Below are 17,982 nucleotides of genomic sequence, written 5' to 3'. Positions count from 1 at the left end.
AGTAACGACATAAATTCCCCCTTTGGGGAGAGGGCCATGAAAGTAACAGAACACATAGAGAACGCCAACGGCAAAACACTTTTTTCTTTTGAGATACTGCCTCCGCTAAAAGGGCAGAACATACAGTCTATTTTTGATAGCATTGATCCGTTAATGGAATTCAATCCGCCATTTATAGATGTTACCTACCATAGGGAGGAATACGAATATAAAGAACTGCCAAGCGGACTTTTAGAGAAAAAGATTGTAAAAAAACGTCCGGGTACTGTGGGTATCTGTTCGGCGATACAAAATAAATACCAGCTGGATGCTATTCCGCATATATTGTGTGGTGGTTTTACTAAAGAAGATACCGAGAACTTTTTAATTGACCTTGACTTTTTAGGGATTCAGAACGTGGTTGCCCTTCGAGGTGATGCGGTTAAGAACGAAACCTATTTCAAGCCCGAAAAAGAAGGTAACAGCTATGCTACCGAACTGGTTACGCAGATAGAAAACCTTAATAAAGGTATTTACCTGGATGATGACCTGCAAAATACATCGGCTACCAATTTCTGTATTGGTGTGGCTGGCTATCCGGAAAAACATATGGAGGCACCAAGCCTTGACAGCGATATTTATTTCTTAAAGCAGAAAATTAAAAATGGTGCGTCATACATTATAACGCAGATGTTTTTTGATAACAAGAAGTTTTTCGAATTTGTGGCAAAATGCCGAAAAGAAGGCATCACTGTGCCAATTATTCCGGGATTAAAGCCAATATCGACCAAAAAACAGCTGAACCAGATTCCGCACCGCTTTAAGGTAGATTTACCGGATGATTTAATTATGGCTGTTGTAAAAGCTAAAGATAACGATGCTGTAAAGCAAATAGGTATAGAATGGTGTACCGAGCAAAGTAAAGAGCTTATAAAAGCGGGTATACCTGTGTTGCACTATTACTCTATGGGCAGGGCCGAAAATATTAAGGCCATCGCTAAAGAAGTGTTCTAAGTAAGAGTTTTTTGTTTTGTTATATACTATGAAAGCCCGGTAGTTTGTATACTATCGGGCTTTTGTTGTTTTGTACTTTAAAGAAAATAGTAGCACAGTTAATCACATTCCTCAATATCTTCAGGCGTGTTTTGTTCCTGCTGTTCTTTTTCTTTCTCCTTGTCTTTTTCCATTTCTTCAGTCCACCAGGGTAAGGGTCCTCCGCACATAATTACTTCTTTTTAGTCATTTCCCTAAATACCGTTTCAAGATTTTTGCTCTTAAGGGCAAGCTGAAGTGTTTTCAGGTTGTTAGCCTGTGCAAAGTCGAATACTGCCGGGCGCATATCTTTTTCGGCAACAAAGGTCAGTTCCCATGTATTGCCTTTTGTGTTAATGGCGGTAGTAAGTTCCGGTAGGCTTTGTAAAAGGATTTCAGTTACTGGGTGATCAAATTCTACCTCAATAAGCTGTGCTTCTTTGGTATCTTTTACAAGGTTGTTCAGTTTCTTATCGGTAACAATTTTACCATGATCTATAATAATGACCCTGTCGCAAATGGCTTCAACTTCCTGCATGATGTGTGTAGAAAGAAAAACAGTTTTGTTTTTGCCAATGTTCTTTATGAGCTCACGGATCTCAACCAACTGGTTAGGGTCAAGTCCTGTTGTCGGCTCATCGAGGATAAGTACTTCCGGATCATGCAATAGTGCGGCAGCAAGGCCAACGCGCTGGCGGTATCCTTTAGAAAGAGCGCCTATTTTTTTGTGTGCTTCGGGTGCTAGTCCTGTAAGTTGTATCATTTCTTCAATGCGCGATTTGTTTACGTGGTAAACATCGGCATTAAAAGCAAGGTATTCCCTAACATAAAGGTCAAGGTACAATGGGTTATGTTCGGGCAGGTAGCCAACCGATTTCTGAACCGCTTTTTGCTGGTCGGCAACATTGTGTGCATTAACCAGTGCAGTGCCGCTGTCGGCATTAAGGTAAGTGGTAAGTATCTTCATAAGGGTAGATTTACCGGCACCGTTTGGCCCCAGAAAACCCACAATTTCTCCTTTATTTATAGAAAATGAAACAGCATCAAGCGCTTTTTGTTCGCCGTAGCTTTTAGAAATATCCTTTACCTCAATTGACATGACCTATGATTTTGAACAAAAGTAGTAAGAAAATCATATTTTGCAGCTATTGTTATTTTTTTTAATAGTTTTCGCGACCAATTAAAAAAATCCCTATATTAGCGGGAACAACAGATACAAGTATGTCTTCAGGTACAACTTTTTATACAACTTTCTTTTATTTCTTCTTTTGGACAAAGAGGACAGGGAAAGTATTGTTGTTTAGTAGATAGAAATTTTTAACTAATTATACGAATCCCGACCTCACCGTCGGGATTTTTTTTTGCCCGTTTATGAATACAAAAATTGCAATACAGGGAATAAGAGGTTCGTTTCACCACCAGGTGGCAGGCGAGTACTTTGGCGTGGATAGCGAGTTGGAAGAATGTATGTCGTTTCCCGAGCTTGTACGTAGCCTCGTAGATAACAAAGCAGGAATTGGCATTATGGCACTGGAAAATTCTATTGCAGGGTCTATAATTCCCAATTACGCGCTTATAGATCGTAACAACCTGCATATTATAGGAGAGCACTACCTTAATATAAGCATGAACCTTATGGTGCTGAAAGGCCAAAAGCTGGAAGATATTAAAGAGGTGCATTCTCACCCCATAGCACTATTGCAATGTGCCGATTTTTTTAGCCGTTACCCTCACATAAAATTGGTTGAAAGTGTAGATACCGCGGAGACCGCCGAGCGTATCAATAACAATCAGCTAAAAGATATTGCGGCTGTAGGCAGCCCCATAGCAGCACAATTGTTCGGACTTGATATTGTAGCGGAGGACATCCATACTATAAAAAGCAACAAAACACGGTTTGTTGTTGTAAAGACGCAGAATTCGGTTATCCCGAAAGAGGAGATAAACAAGGCATCGATAAAGTTTGAACTGGACGATACTCCAGGTAACCTGGCCACGATTCTGAATGTGCTGAACAACTGTAAACTGAACCTTACCAAGATACAATCTATGCCCATAATAGAAACGCCTTTTAAATACTCCTTTTTTGTAGATGTAACCTTTTTAAAGTACAAACACTACGAGAAAGCAAAGGCGATACTGGAAATGATGACGACTCATTTTAAAGTTTTGGGCGAATATAAAAACGGAAAAGTATGATAGCAGCACGACGACTGGAACAGGTAAATGAATATTACTTCTCCGGAAAATTAAAAGAGATTGCCCAAATGGCAGCGCAGGGCAAAAACGTTATTAATATGGGTATCGGCAGTCCCGATATGGCACCATCACCATCGGTACTGGAAGCAATAACAGCATCGTTGCACGAGGCAGGTGCGCATAAATATCAAAGCTATCAGGGGTTGGCAGAACTTCGTGAGGCTATGGCAGGTTTTTATCAGGAGCATTTCGGTGTGACTTTAAATCCGTCGTCAGAAATCCTCCCCCTTATGGGGTCAAAAGAAGGTATTATGCACATTAGCATGGCTTTTTTAAATGAAGGTGATGCTGTACTTATACCCAATCCGGGTTATCTGGCGTATGCTTCGGCAGCGCAGATAGCAGGAGGGATCGCAGTGCCGTATGAGCTATCAGCCCAAAATAATTGGGAACCCGATTTTGATGCATTGGAACAAACCGATCTTACAAAAGTAAAAATTATGTGGGTCAATTATCCGCATATGCCTACAGGGGCAAAAGGAAGTTTGGATCTTTTACAGAGGCTTGTGGCATTCGCCCGAAAGCATAATATATTGTTAGTAAATGATAACCCATACAGTTTTGTACTTAATGATGAGCAACTGTCGGTCTTTCAGGTTGACGGTGCCAGAGAAGTGGCGTTAGAGCTGAATTCGCTAAGTAAGACCTTTAATATGGCGGGTTGGCGTGTAGGTATGCTAACAGGCAGGCAGGAATTGCTGGAAACGGTAATGAAGGTAAAGAGCAATATGGACAGCGGTATGTTCTATGGCCTGCAAAAAGGAGCAATAGCTGCACTTAAAAGCGATTATAACTGGTTTGCGTCGCTCAACAAGGTGTATGACAGTAGGCGAAAACTGATTTACAAACTGGCTGATGCGCTTGGATGTAAATATGATAAAAATGCCGTAGGGCTGTTTGTCTGGGCAAAACTGCCGGGAGGAGAACCATCGGCGGAAGCCTACGTTGATGAAATATTATATGAAAGCCATGTGTTTATAACACCGGGAACTGTGTTTGGCAGTGCAGGCGAAGGCTACATTCGTTTTTCGCTTTGTGTACCCGAACCACAAATAGAAGAAGCTTTGCTTCGTATTGAAAAAGTTGAACAACTAAATAGTAAATTTGCATGATACATTCCACAATACAACAGCATCCGCCGAAAGGCGATACAATAAAAAATACCACTATGGAAAATAGCAGCGCCATGAGGAAATGGCTGGATGATTTTAACCTGTCTCACCCACTGGTTATAGCCGGGCCGTGCAGTGCCGAAACCGAAGATCAGGTGCTTAAAATTGCACAGGAACTTAAAGATAGCGATGTAAGTATTTTTCGCGCAGGGATATGGAAACCACGAACACGCCCGGGAGGGTTTGAAGGTGTAGGGGCTATAGGATTAAAATGGCTGCAAAAGGCAAAAGCAGAAACCGGACTGCTTATTGCGGTTGAGGTTGCCAATGCCACCCACGTAAAACTGGCTTTAGAACATGATATCGATGTGCTTTGGATTGGTGCACGCACAACTGTAAACCCTTTTGCGGTTCAGGAAATTGCAGATGCCCTTGAAGGTACAGATAAAATAGTGTTGGTGAAAAATCCTGTTAACCCCGATCTTGCTTTATGGATAGGCGGTGTAGAACGTTTGTATAACGCTAACATTAAAAAGCTGGGTGTTATTCACAGAGGGTTTTCTACCTACGAAAAAACAAAATACCGTAACATTCCGGAGTGGCAGATAGCTATTGAACTGCAAAGCCGTTTCCCCGATTTACCGCTTATCTGCGATCCGTCGCATATTACGGGTAACCGAAACATGATTCAGCAGGTGTCGCAACAGGCACTTGATTTAAATTATGACGGACTTATTATTGAAACGCACATCGATCCGGATAACGCATGGAGTGATGCCGCACAGCAGGTAACACCCAACACGCTTAAGCAGATATTTAAAGATCTTAGGGTTAGAAAAGAAACCGATGAGGCTGATGATTACAATAGTAAAATGAGCCGCCTACGCTTTAATATTGATGAATATGATGACAAGATCATAGAGATACTAAGCAAAAGGATGGCAGTTGCCGATGAGATAGGGGCTTTAAAGAAAGAAAAGAACGTTGCTGTTTTGCAAAGCCAGCGCTGGACGGAGATTCTGGATAAAATGATTGCACAGGGAGCAGGCAAGGGGCTTGGCGAGGATTTTATTAAAAATATTTTTAAAGCAATACATCAGGAAAGTATTATCCACCAGGAAAAAATAATAAACGATACTAGATCTTAATAAAGAAAAGCTGTTTCATAACGAAATAGCTTTTTTTATACGGCTTTTAGCCTTACAAAATAAAACGCAGGGGAGTTTATTGTATATTCTTCACAAAGAAGTAAAGATAAACCAAGCAGAATGGTGCTTGAAGATTAAATACAAATAGGGTTATATAGAAGAACGCCGCTCCATAATGGATCGGCATTTTTTTATTGTCGTTTTAGTAAAGTGGTAATTACTATCTTTGCACCATGACAGGATTGGTTTATAAATCTACCGGAAGCTGGTATACTGTGAGAGCAGAAGATGGAACTTTTTACGAATGCCGTATAAAAGGTAAATTCCGTATAAAAGGTATTAAAAGTACAAACCCCGTTGCCGTAGGTGATGTGGTTGATTTTGACCTTGATGAAACATCTGATGCCACAACGGGATCGATACACACTATTCAGGAACGTAAAAACTATATTATACGTAAATCGGTAAACCTGTCTAAGCAGGTGCACATCATTGCCTCTAATATAGACAAGCTGTTCCTGCTGGTTACTATAAACAATCCGCCTACTACCACAAGTTTTATAGATCGTTTCCTTGTTACTGCCGAGGCCTATGGTATTGAGGCGATACTTGTATTCAATAAAATTGACACGTTTGACGATGCAATGCTCGACGAGCAACTGTATATGCAATATGTGTATAGCAATATTGGGTATAAGTGCCTTCGCGTATCGTCTACTTCTTTAAAAGGTATAGGGGAACTTAAAGCCGAAATGACAGGAAATGTAAGTATGTTCTCGGGGCATTCCGGTGTCGGTAAATCTACGCTTATAAATACTATGCAGCCCGATCTTAACCTTAAGACCAAAGCTATATCTACTCAGCACAGCCAGGGACAACATACCACTACGTTTGCAGAAATGTTTGATCTTGATTTTAATGCAAGGATAATAGATACTCCGGGCATCAGGGGCTTTGGTATTGTAGATATGGAGAAACAGGAAATAGGCGACTACTTTCCGGAATTCTTTGCATTGAAAGACCAGTGTAAGTTTAACAACTGCCTGCATAAAGACGAACCGCATTGTGCTGTTAAAGATGCTCTGGACCAGGATGAAATAGCATGGTCGCGTTACAGAAGTTACCTGCAAATGCTGGAAGGTGATGACGAACATTACCGTACCGACATTTATGGTGACGGTAAAAACAATGACGACGAAGAATAATGAGGGCTGTTGTACAACGTGTAAGTGAAGCTTCTGTAACCATTGAAGGTGTTCGTGTTGCCGATATCAAAGCCGGACTTCTTGTACTTGTGGGTATTGAGGATGCCGACAATCAGGAAGATATCGACTGGCTTTGCGCTAAGATCGTAAAACTTCGCATTTTTAGCGATGATGAAGGGCTGATGAACCGCGCTATTGAAGACGTTAACGGCGATATTATAATTGTTAGCCAGTTTACACTACACGCTGCTACGAAAAAGGGTAATCGCCCGTCATACATAAAGGCAGCCAGGCCGGATGTTGCAATTCCGCTTTATGAGAATTTTATAAAGCAGATGGAAAAAGAATTGGGCAAAAAAGTGCAAACGGGTCGGTTTGGTGCCGACATGAAAGTAGCTTTGCTTAACGATGGCCCTGTAACTATATTTATAGACACAAAAAACAAAGAATAAATTTCTGTATGTTAAAAATTCTCCTACTTTTGCGAAAATTTTTAACATGATTTTAAGATTTACGTTATTGTTATTCTTTGTGTTACAACAAAGCCTTTCTGCGCAGGAAGCGAACCTTGCGGTTTCCCTTATTCCTACAGAACTTAGAGAAAATGCCGATGCCGTGGTGCGTCTGGACAGGCTTGATATTACAATATCATCTGTAAAATCGATGTATGAAAAGAAGACCAGAATTGTAACGGTCTTAAACGAAAGCGGACTTAAGAGTGTTAACGCAGTAGAGTACTTTGATAAATCTACTTCGATACAATCTATTGAGGCTGTTGTTTACGATCAGGGCGGAAACCAGATAAAGAAATTTAAACGTAAAGATTTTAAAGAAGTTGCGGTTTCAGAAGGTTCTATAATTACAGATAACAGGATGCTTTATCTTGATTATACGGCCGTTCAGTATCCTTTCACTATTGTTTTTACCAGCGAAACAGAAACTTCTACAACTGCATTTTTACCAATGTGGTCTGCTATTGAAGGTTCTTATACCAGTACTCAAAAAAGCGAGGTAAATATTACCTGCAATCCATCATTAAAATTAAAATACAAAGAATATAATTTTGATGGTTCAGCGGTAACAAAGCAGCAAAATGGTAATGTGCTATCATATAGTGCCGAGAACATTACCGCAATGAAAAGAGAAGATTACTCGCCGTCCTACCAAAAAATATTTCCTTTTGTAATGTTTGGGCTTGATAAGTTTTACCTTGAGGGGGTGGAAGGCCGTGCAGACAGTTGGGAAGCTTTCGGAACATGGGTATACAACAGCCTTCTTGCCGGAACCGATGAACTGCCGGAAGAAACAATTACGAAAATTAAAACCGTAGTAGGTACAGAAACAGATCCGCTTAAAAAAGCTAAAAAGGTATACGAATACGTTCAGTCTAAAACCAGGTATATAAGCATACAGCTGGGAATAGGCGGATGGAAGCCTATGAAAGCAAAAGACGTTGACAGGCTTGGCTATGGCGACTGTAAAGCACTTACCAATTACACAAGGGTACTTCTAAAAGCTGTAGGTGTAGATTCATACTACACAATTATTTATGGCGATAGTAGTAAAAAAGATATAAAGGAGGATTTTGTAAGCATGCAGGGTAACCACGTTATACTTGCCATACCTAACGATGGAAAAATTGTATGGCTGGAATGTACCAGCCAGGTGTTGCCGTTTGGATTTCAGGGCGATTTTACAGACGACCGAATGGCGTTACTCGTGAAACCTGAAAAAAGCGAATTAGTAAGAACTACAATTTATGATGCCAAAAATAACCTGCAGGTGTGCAAAGGCAATTACAGCATATCACCAACAGGGAGTATAACGGCTTCGTTTGTTATGGCAAGCAGGGGAACACAATACGATAACAAATACTTTTTAGAAGCAAAATCTAAAAGTGATCGTGATACCTACTATAAATCTGGATTTCCTAATGTAAATAACCTGAAAATTAAGAAGGCCGATCTTAAAAATAATAAAGATACCCAGGAATTTACAGAGGACATTGCTGTGGAAGCCGAAGGTTATTGTACTAAAACCGGAGACAAGTTGATTTTTGCGGTTAACGCATTCAATCAGTATTCAAACATACCGCAGCGTTACCGTAGCAGGAAGAATCCTTTTGAAATATCAAGGGGTTTTCTGGATACCGATGAGATGACAATTGCCATACCCGAAGGCTTTGTAATGGAAGCTAAACCCGAAAATGTAACTATAAAAGATAAGTTCGGCGAATATTCTGTTGAATATGTAACGTCTTCAACGGGTTCGTTACAATATAAGAGATCACTGCTTATAAATTCCGGGTATTATGCCAGTACAGATTATGAAGCGTACAGGCTATTCAGGGAAAAAATAGCAAGGACTGATAACGCCAAAGTTGTACTTGTAAAAAAATAACAAATCACCACCAACCTACATACCAATGAAATTAATACAAACCTTGTTATTGCTGCTCGCCTTTACTTTCGGCGCATCGGCACAAGATTTTAGAGTCTTTAAAGTTACAAAAGAAGAGCTTGAGGAAAAAGTGCACCCTACTGATACGTCAGCATCTGCTGCAATATTGCATAAACTAGGAAAAACCTATTTTATGATAACCAGCGAAGGTTATTGGAACGTTGTTACAGAGACAGTAACCCGTATAAAAATTTATAAAAAAGACGGCTACAAATACGCCAGCGATGAATTGGCCTATTACACAGGTGGAAAAAATATCAAAGTGAACTATACCGATGCTTATACTTATAATTTGGTAGGCAATGAGATAGTTAGAACCAGGCTAAAAGGCGATGGTGAGTTTAAAGAAAAAATAAGCGAAAAGTACGAGAAAAGAAAAATCACGATGCCCGATGTTAAGGAGAGATGTATAATTGAGTTTACAAGTACTGTTATAAATCCATTTTTCTCTGTTTTTCCGGACTGGTATTTTCAATATGATATTCCTGCAAATTATATAGAGTATAAGATTTCTATTCCTCAGTATTTTATTTACAACAGGTATATGGCAGGCTATTCTAAAGTTACCAAATCGGAAACTATGATAAACAGACCGGCAGGAAAGGATTATACAGAATACGTAGATCTCTTTTCGGCATACAATGTAAAGGCGGTTAACGATGAGGCTTTTGTAAATAATATAGAAAACTACATGCCAATATTAAAGCATGAGTTGTCTTCTACAAATTTTAGTTCTTCCGGCAAGAAAAATTATTCTACCGATTGGGCTTCTGTATCAAAAACGATATACGACGACGATAATTTTGGACGTGAGCTTAAAATGGATTCGTACTATAAGCAGGATCTTACCGAATTATTAAAATCGACACTGTCTACAGACGATAAAATACAGAAGATATTTAACCATGTAAAAAGCACGATGAACTGGAACGGTTATAACAGCTATTTCTGTGATAAGGGAGTAAAAAAAGCGTATGCTGCCAAGACAGGAAATGTTGCCGAAATTAATCTTATACTTACCGCAATGCTTCGCGAGGCAGGATTAAAAGCAGACCCTGTGCTCGTAAGTACACGTTCTAACGGTATTGCAATGTTTCCCAGCTACTCGGCATACAATTACGTAGTGGCAGGTGTAGAAACAGATAAAGGTATAGTATTGCTGGATGCTACGAGTAAATATTCAAATCCGGGGCTTTTACCGTTAAGAGCGCTTAACTGGCAGGGACGCATGATTCGTAAAGATGGCTCTACAAAAGATATCGACTTAATGCCGACTAAAAGTTCTAAAGAAGTAGTGAGTATAGCAGCCGCAATGGATAAAGACGGAGCGATATCCGGTAAGGTAAGAAATCAGAAGCAGGATTATTATGCCTACGTATTCAGGGAAAACTATGCTGATATGAATGAAGATACCTACGCCGAAAGCCTCGAAAAAAAGCACAAAGGTATAGAGATAGGAACGTACAAAAGAACTGATGGAAAAGTAGCTGATAAGCCTTTACTGGAAGAATATGAGTTTACGCATAAAAATGTAAGCGATGTAATAGGCGGTAAAATATATTTTAGCCCAATGCTTTATTTTACCGAAAAGCAGAACCCGTTTAAGCAGGATGAAAGAGAATTTCCTATAGATTTTGGATACCCGTGGCAGGATAAATACATGATAAATATTACATTGCCTGAAGGTTATGTGGTAGAATCGCTTCCTAAGCCTACCGCAGTAGCTATGGAAGAAAACATAGGCAGCTTTAAATATAATGCAGCGGTACAGGGCAATTTAATACAGATAAGCGTTACTTTAGATATCAATTACCCTAATGTATCTAATGTGTATTACAAAACGCTTAAAGACTTTTACCAGATGGTGATAGACAAGCAAAACGAAAAAATAGTGCTTAAAAGAGCATAAAATCCGGCATTCAATATTGTAAAAAACACCACACTTTGCTGTGGTGTTTTTTATTAGATATAGTTTAAGGTATGCTGTTTCGGCAGAAAGTTATAATTTTACATTTCTAGACTTAAAAGTAAATACAATGGATATAAAAAACGCACAGCAGGATGTAGATAACTGGATTAAAGAGCATGGAGTACGCTATTTTAACGAGCTTACCAATATGGCCCAGCTTACTGAAGAGGTAGGGGAAGTTGCCCGCATTATTGCCCGCCGCTACGGCGAACAAAGTGAAAAAGAAAGCGACAAGGCAAAAGACCTTGGCGAAGAACTTGCTGATGTGGTTTTTGTAGTGTTGTGCCTGGCAAACCAGACCGGTGTAAACCTTCAGGAAGCTTTTGATAAAAAGATGGACTTTAAAACCAAACGCGACCACGACAGGCACCACAATAACGAGAAGCTAAAATAATAGCAATGAGAGAAAAGATAGCCCAGTTTTTCGGTGGAGTTATGATTTATTCCATATTTGGGGTAATAATGGTGCTTGTGGCCGGAAAAGAATTGCAGGGGCAATGGCCGTTTATCATTTTCTGGACTATGGGTATGACCATTGCCCATGTTTTTATCATGGAGCCAATGCGCGTACGAATGACCAAAAAAAGAGCTGAAAGACAAAAAATAAAACCGAATAAATGAATATCCGCCTGCATCTGCCGAATGGCATTCAATCATCTTCACTTCAAATAACAGGGAGCAAATCAGAAACCAACAGGCTTTTGCTTTTGCAGGCGTTGTACGACGGTATAACCATAAATAATGCATCTGAATCTGATGATAGCGAAGCCATGCAAAAAGCACTGGCCGGAAATGGGGATGTTGTAGATATTCATCATGCAGGTACTGCCATGCGTTTTCTCACGGCATATTATGCCATACAAGAGGACAGGGAAGTTACACTTACAGGATCGCCACGAATGAAGGAACGCCCAATAGGTGTATTGGTTGATGCGTTGCGAAGCCTTGGTTCGGATATTGAGTATGAAGAGAATGAGGGCTTTCCTCCGTTAAGGATAAAAGGAAAAAAACTTACTGCTAATAAAGTTAGTATTAAAGCCAATGTAAGCAGCCAGTATATTACTGCGTTGTTGCTTATCGCCGCAAAGCTGGAAAACGGACTTGAAATTACCCTTGACGGCGAAATAACATCGCGTCCTTACCTCGAAATGACACTGGCGCTGCTTCGCGAAGTGGGTATTACCGCTACTTTTGAAGGACAAACGATAAAAGTTTTGCCATCAACCAATAACCATCAACCGAAAACCATTACAGTTGAGAGCGACTGGAGTTCGGCATCCTATTTTTATTCGATAGTGGCGTTGTCGGAAATGGGGACTTCGGTTACGTTATCCTCCTATAAGCAAAATAGCCTTCAGGGCGATAGTGCTTTAGCCGGTATATATATAGATTTTGGTGTGGATACCGTTTTTACTGAAACGGGAATTACATTAAGCAAAATCAGAATCCCGAACCACGGAACCCTCGATCTTATAAATACGCCGGACATTGCCCAGACCATTGCTGTTACCTGCTTTGGCTTAGGAATAGGCTGTCATCTTACAGGGCTTCATACTTTAAAGATAAAGGAAACCGACAGGCTGGAAGCGCTTAAAACCGAACTGGAAAAACTTGGTGCAGCAATAACCGTAACAAACGATAGCCTTACACTGGCACCATCGGGCGATAGTAAAGAAGATATTGCCATTGCAACCTACAACGACCATCGTATGGCCATGGCTTTTGCGCCGCTTGGTATTAAAGTGCCCATTATTATTAACGATGCCGAGGTCGTTTCTAAATCATTCCCCTCTTTCTGGGACGATTTGCAGACGCTGGGCTTCACGGTAAGCACTTTATAGCAAAATAAAACAGCGGTTTTACTGGCTGTTTTTGCAATTACAATAAATATATGGCAAAACACTTGACAACGCCTATCTGGCGATAGTATATTTGCACGCAATTAGAGTAGTAGGCAAATAAGCCAATATTGCTTAAAAATAAAAATAGAACATGAAATTATCTAACTTCAATTTCAACCTGCCAAAAGAACTTCTTGCTGAGTTTCCTGCTGAAAACAGGGACGAAGCTCGTCTTATGGTAATAGACAGGAAAACTAAAACTATTGAACACAAGCTGTTTAAGGATGTATTGGATTATTTTGATGAAGGAGATGTAATGGTGCTTAACAATACTAAAGTTTTCCCTGCGCGCCTTTATGGTAACAAAGAGAAAACCGGAGCGAGAATTGAGGTTTTCCTTTTAAGGGAACTTAACTCTGAGCAACGCCTTTGGGATGTATTGGTAGACCCTGCAAGAAAAATAAGGATAGGAAACAAATTATATTTTGGAGATGACGATTCTCTTGTGGCTGAGGTAATTGATAACACAACGTCACGTGGAAGAACATTACGTTTTCTTTATGATGGTTCGTACGAAGAGTTCCGTAACAAGCTTACAGAACTTGGAGAAACGCCAATACCTAAGTACATAAACCGTGAGGTAGTGCCGGAAGATGCTGAGCGTTACCAGACTATCTATGCTAAAGAAGAAGGAGCTGTTGCAGCACCAACTGCAGGTCTTCACTTCTCTAAACACCTTCTTAAAAGGTTAGAGATTAAAGGTGTAGACTTCGCTGAAATTACACTTCACGTTGGGCTTGGTACTTTTAACCCTGTTGAGGTAGAAGATCTTTCTAAGCACAAAATGGACTCAGAAGAGCTTATCATTAGCCAGGAAGCATGTGATATTGTAAACAAGGCTAAAGCTGCCAAGCATAAAATATGTGCTGTAGGTACTACTACAATGCGTGCTATGGAAAGCTCTGTATCATCTGCTAAAACACTTAATCCTTATGTTGGATGGACAAACAAGTTTATCTTCCCTCCATATGATTTTAGCGTGGCAGACTGTATGATTACTAACTTCCACACACCAAAATCTACGTTATTGATGATGATCTCTGCATTTATGGGTCATGATCTTATGCGTAAAGCCTATGACGAAGCAATTAAAGAAGGTTACCGTTTTTACACTTACGGTGATGCAATGCTGATTTTATAATCGGTAAAAATATAGTTAAGAGCGGCTTTTTAGCCGCTTTTTTTATGATTTAATATTGCACTTTCTGTTCTCAAAACGCCATTTTGCTGCGTAATATTAGAAGGTGTTATATGTTTGAAAATCAAAGATGTAAAATTTAATGTTGCACTTTTAGTATTTAAGTTTTTTGTTGATTTTTAAACTTTCTGAAATCGAAAAATCCAACGATCGGATTTTTGAAATTCCATAACAAAATTCAATTTTACCATTTTTTAATTATTCCTTACTTTTACCTCCACAACAAACAAACTACAATGGATTTTCAAAATACACGAGAATACGCACAGCAGCTTGACGCCAAAGACAAACTGGCTAAATATAGAGAAGAATTTCATTTTCCGCATGTAAACGGTAAACAGGTTGTCTACTTTACGGGTAACTCACTTGGGCTTCAGCCTAAACGTACTAAAGCCTATATCGACGAAATTATGGACGACTGGGCTAAGCTGGCTGTAGAAGGACACTTCTATGCAGATAAGCCTTGGTGGGACTACCACGAACGTTTTGCAGTGCCGCTTAGTAAGGTTGTTGGTGCTTTACCATCTGAAGTGACGGTAATGAATACCCTTACTGTAAACCTTAACCTTTTGATGGTGTCATTTTACAATCCTACCGCTAAGCGATTTAAGATCATTTGCGAGGAGAAGGCTTTCCCGAGCGACCAGTATATGCTTCAGAACCAGGTTAAATTCCACGGGCTTAATCCTGATGATGCCATTGTACAAATTAAAAGGCGTGAAGGCGAACACAATATTCGCCTTGAGGACGTTCTTGCCAAAATAAACGAAGTAGGTGATGAGCTTGCCCTTGTGCTTTTGGGTGGTGTAAACTACTATACAGGCCAGGTGTTTGATATGAAAACCATAACTAAAGCGGGTCAGGATGCCGGTGCCTATGTAGGTTGGGATCTTGCACACGCAGCGGGAAATATAGCGTTGGAACTTCACGACTGGAATGTAGACTTCGCCGCATGGTGCAGTTATAAATACATGAATTCAGGGCCGGGTAACGCGTCAGGGGCATTTGTACACGAAATGCACCATAACGATATGGACCTGAAACGTTTTGCCGGATGGTGGGGACATAACAAAGAACGCCGTTTCTTAATGGAGCCTAATTTCGACCCTATTCGTGGGGCAAACGGCTGGCAGGTTAGCTGTCTTCCGGTGCTTTCGCTGGCGCCGTATTTGGCATCGGTAGAAATGTTTGATGAGGTTGGTATGCCGGCACTTATCGCTAAGCGTGACCAGATAACTGCTTACCTTGAATTTATCCTTCATGAAATTGACAGGGAGGTTAAAGGTAATTTTGAAGTTATCACTCCTGCAGATCCTAAAGAAAGGGCAAGCCAGATATCGGTATTCCTTCATGGAGAGGGAAGATCGTTATTTGACTACCTGATGAAACAGGGTGTTATTACCGATTGGAGAGAGCCAAATGTTATACGCCTTGCTCCGGTACCACTATACTGTTCATTTGAAGATATGTATGAATTTGGACAGGTTCTTAAACAGGGAATTTTATCACATAAATAATATAGTAAAAGAGGGAGCAACTGCTTCCTCTTTTTTTGTTGACATAAACAATTTATAGCTACTTTAGCGGCTGTCTTACACGGCATTAATTTTTATAACAAAACAAACGCGAACCTGTTTATGAAAAGAATTTTACAAAGATCGGTATTCATACTGATTGCCCTTCCGTTGCTTTTTTCTGTACTTTCATGTAGCGGGGACGGCGACAACGAGGCAGAGAGCCTTGCCCAGATTATTGATGTTAAATACAAGTTGGTTGTTGACAGATCTGTGGTAACAAAGATTACTTATTCAGATCCAACTGGGGCATTGGTAGAAGCTCCCGAAGAATACCAGTCATTACTTACATGGGAGAAGCCGATAACTGTAGAAATGCCTTTTGAAGCAACCCTTAAAGCCGACTTTGTATCAACTCCCGGAATAGAGGTGCATTACGATATGTATATTTATCTTAATGGTGTAGAGGCACGTCATCAGGAGGGTGTGGTTGCGCCTGAAACTTCGGTAACTATCTCGTATTATTTTAACGCAAAGTAATTTATCAGGGGTTTTGTCATTCTGAACGTTCGCGAAGCAGAGTGAAGTATTAATATTCTTCTTCAGAATGACAAAAACACTGTAAATTGCGACTCAAATTAATTCAACGCTTGCTTTATCTTGCGTATCTGATGGTTATGCCTCATGGTGTGGTAGGTTAAAAAGTGGAGTATCTCCAATTTGGTGCTGCCATTTAACGGATGGTCCTCAGATAATATTGCTATTTCACTCAGATTGCTGTTTTGTACAGCTTCCAGCACTTTTGTTTTTTCATCTTCCAATGACTCTTCCAGAGCTACCTTTTCATAATGTTTTTCTTCGGGTAAAATAAAGTCGGGAGATTTCATTTTGTTTTCAAAGTTCAGGAATAGTTCCTTCATCCATGCCGCTTTTTCTTCGGGATCCCTGTCAGCGGGTTGAGATGGTGCATAGAAAATTTGGTCTATCCCTGTTTCCGATTTGTACAGATGCCTTGCAACCTGGGCTGCGGTCCAGCTTCCTTTAAACGGTACTATATTCAATTCTTTTTCTGTAAAAGATTCCAATAAATGAAGGGTGTCATTTAAAGCCGACTCTAACTGGCGGATGATTTCTTTAGGCATAATTATTCGTTTTTTGATTGATGATTTGGTACTGTAAACTGCGACTAAACACTGAATAGTTGCCGCTGATTTTTACTCCTCCAGTACCGATAAAATATTTCCTGCCGGGTCTTTAAACCAGGCAATCTTTGGACCTTCGCTTCGGGAGATATTATCACTGTCGGTCTTCAGGTCTTTAAAGTCGTAGCTTTCAAAAGTTACGCCTTTGGCTTTAAGATCGGCAACCGCCTTTTCAATATCCTGTACAGGAAAGTTAAGCACTGTAAAGGTTGCCGGTTCGTGGTTTGGTTTTTCATACAACATAATGGGAATTCCGCCATTAATGTGCAATTGCAATACCATTCCTTCCATTGCTTCTTTTACTTCAAGCCCTAAAACGCCGTGGTAAAAGTCTTTTGCTTTTGCGGTATCGTTTACCGAATAACCACTGAATGCTTGTGTGTCTTTAAACATAGCTTTAGATTTTAATTTGATTTAAAAAGGTTCTTTCATTTTGATCAGGATGCATTTGAATCGAGGCACGAGGCTGTAAGCCGACTTACGATCAAATCTTTGTTGAACGATTTTGGAATTAAACGAGATTTCTCTTATCGTCGAAATGACAAGCACACTGCATGTTTTAGATGTTATGCCATCATCGCACTGTAATTCACCATCCAGTTGATGCCGAATTTGTCGGTAACCACACCAAAATAGTCACCCCAAAAAGTGTCTTCCATTGGCATGATTTCCTTGCCGCTTTCCGCAAGGCCTTTGTAAATCCTGTCGGCCTCAGTACGGCTGTCGGGATTAAAAGATATGGTCACGTTGGTACCTTCTTTAACATCGGCACCGTTCATTGTATCGCTGCCCATAAGTACGCTTTTACCAATAGGCAGTGCAATATGCATAATGCGGTTGCTTTCGGCATCAGGTGTTGGCACATGTTCTTTAGCATCACCGAAGCGCATTGTCATGGCGAACTCGCCGCCAAACACATTTTTGTAATGGTTAAACGCCTCTTCGGTCTTACCGTTAAACGTTAGGTATGGATTTAAACCAGCCATAATTATTTAGATTAATT

The 17,982-nt window shown here is 40.1% G+C and carries 18 protein-coding genes; 14 read left to right on the top strand and 4 right to left on the bottom strand.

Translation table 11 applies throughout. The features are described 5' to 3' along the window. The first annotated feature begins 36 nt into the window (after positions 1-36). A complete protein-coding gene (locus ALW18_07200) occupies positions 37-993 on the top strand; it encodes a 5,10-methylenetetrahydrofolate reductase (protein AOE52317.1) in 957 nt (318 codons plus the stop codon). A 211-nt stretch (positions 994-1,204) separates the two neighbouring features. On the opposite strand, the gene ALW18_07195 is transcribed toward ALW18_07200, so the two are convergent. After that, positions 1,205-2,110, bottom strand: coding sequence for a gliding motility protein GldA (locus ALW18_07195; protein AOE52316.1), 906 nt, complete (start codon positions 2,108-2,110; stop codon positions 1,205-1,207). A gap of 272 nt (positions 2,111-2,382) precedes the next feature. Here ALW18_07195 and ALW18_07190 point away from each other — a divergent pair, with 272 nt between their 5' ends. From ALW18_07190 to ALW18_07130, 13 genes are all read left to right on the top strand, one after another. Next, positions 2,383-3,210 (top strand): prephenate dehydratase, encoded by an 828-nt coding sequence (locus ALW18_07190; GenBank protein ID AOE52315.1) that lies wholly within the window; start codon positions 2,383-2,385, stop codon positions 3,208-3,210. After that, positions 3,207-4,382 carry an aminotransferase gene (locus ALW18_07185; protein ID AOE52314.1) on the top strand — a complete coding sequence of 392 codons (1,176 nt, stop codon included), beginning with the start codon at positions 3,207-3,209 and terminating at the stop codon, positions 4,380-4,382. The genes ALW18_07190 and ALW18_07185 overlap by 4 nt, the downstream gene beginning before the upstream one ends. A gap of 56 nt (positions 4,383-4,438) precedes the next feature. Beyond that, positions 4,439-5,530 (top strand): cytochrome C4, encoded by a 1,092-nt coding sequence (locus ALW18_07180; protein ID AOE54343.1) that lies wholly within the window; start codon positions 4,439-4,441, stop codon positions 5,528-5,530. A 233-nt stretch (positions 5,531-5,763) separates the two neighbouring features. Further along, a complete protein-coding gene (locus ALW18_07175; protein AOE52313.1) occupies positions 5,764-6,735 on the top strand; it encodes a GTPase RsgA in 972 nt (323 codons plus the stop codon). After that, positions 6,735-7,187, top strand: a complete 453-nt coding sequence (locus ALW18_07170; GenBank protein ID AOE52312.1) for a D-tyrosyl-tRNA(Tyr) deacylase — start codon at positions 6,735-6,737, stop codon at positions 7,185-7,187. Before ALW18_07175 ends, ALW18_07170 begins: the two co-directional genes overlap by 1 nt. A 46-nt stretch (positions 7,188-7,233) precedes the next feature. Further along, complete coding sequence (locus tag ALW18_07165; GenBank protein ID AOE52311.1) at positions 7,234-9,135, top strand: transglutaminase; 1,902 nt, start codon at positions 7,234-7,236, stop codon at positions 9,133-9,135. Between the two features lie 25 nt (positions 9,136-9,160). Beyond that, positions 9,161-11,104: a transglutaminase gene (locus ALW18_07160; protein AOE52310.1), complete on the top strand. Its 1,944-nt coding sequence runs from the start codon at positions 9,161-9,163 to the stop codon at positions 11,102-11,104. 127 nt (positions 11,105-11,231) lie between these two features. Next, positions 11,232-11,558 carry a pyrophosphatase gene (locus ALW18_07155; GenBank protein ID AOE52309.1) on the top strand — a complete coding sequence of 109 codons (327 nt, stop codon included), beginning with the start codon at positions 11,232-11,234 and terminating at the stop codon, positions 11,556-11,558. Positions 11,559-11,563: 5 nt separating this feature from the next. Next, on the top strand, positions 11,564-11,785 hold the full coding sequence (locus tag ALW18_07150) for a hypothetical protein (GenBank protein AOE52308.1): 222 nt from the start codon (positions 11,564-11,566) through the stop codon (positions 11,783-11,785). Further along, positions 11,782-13,005, top strand: coding sequence for a 3-phosphoshikimate 1-carboxyvinyltransferase (locus ALW18_07145; GenBank protein ID AOE52307.1), 1,224 nt, complete (start codon positions 11,782-11,784; stop codon positions 13,003-13,005). The genes ALW18_07150 and ALW18_07145 overlap by 4 nt, the downstream gene beginning before the upstream one ends. Before the next feature lie 151 nt (positions 13,006-13,156). Beyond that, complete coding sequence (locus ALW18_07140) at positions 13,157-14,206, top strand: S-adenosylmethionine tRNA ribosyltransferase (GenBank protein ID AOE52306.1); 1,050 nt, start codon at positions 13,157-13,159, stop codon at positions 14,204-14,206. A gap of 293 nt (positions 14,207-14,499) precedes the next feature. After that, positions 14,500-15,780, top strand: coding sequence for a kynureninase (locus ALW18_07135; protein AOE52305.1), 1,281 nt, complete (start codon positions 14,500-14,502; stop codon positions 15,778-15,780). Positions 15,781-15,900: 120 nt separating this feature from the next. Beyond that, a complete protein-coding gene (locus ALW18_07130; protein AOE52304.1) occupies positions 15,901-16,317 on the top strand; it encodes a hypothetical protein in 417 nt (138 codons plus the stop codon). 98 nt (positions 16,318-16,415) lie between these two features. Here the strand turns inward: ALW18_07130 and ALW18_07125 are convergent, their stop codons facing one another. The 3 genes from ALW18_07125 to ALW18_07115 form a co-directional block, all read right to left on the bottom strand. Further along, entirely contained in the window at positions 16,416-16,919 is a 504-nt protein-coding gene (locus ALW18_07125) for a hypothetical protein (protein AOE52303.1), read from the bottom strand. 72 nt (positions 16,920-16,991) lie between these two features. Next, positions 16,992-17,372, bottom strand: coding sequence for a glyoxalase (locus ALW18_07120; GenBank protein AOE52302.1), 381 nt, complete (start codon positions 17,370-17,372; stop codon positions 16,992-16,994). Between the two features lie 173 nt (positions 17,373-17,545). Further along, positions 17,546-17,965, bottom strand: a complete 420-nt coding sequence (locus ALW18_07115; GenBank protein AOE52301.1) for a glyoxalase — start codon at positions 17,963-17,965, stop codon at positions 17,546-17,548. Between the last annotated feature and the right edge of the window lie 17 nt (positions 17,966-17,982).

It is taken from the genome of Flavobacterium psychrophilum (genome assembly GCA_001708385.1).
Classification (GTDB): domain Bacteria; phylum Bacteroidota; class Bacteroidia; order Flavobacteriales; family Flavobacteriaceae; genus Flavobacterium; species Flavobacterium psychrophilum_A.
This window is presented reverse-complemented; position numbering and strand designations above follow the sequence as displayed.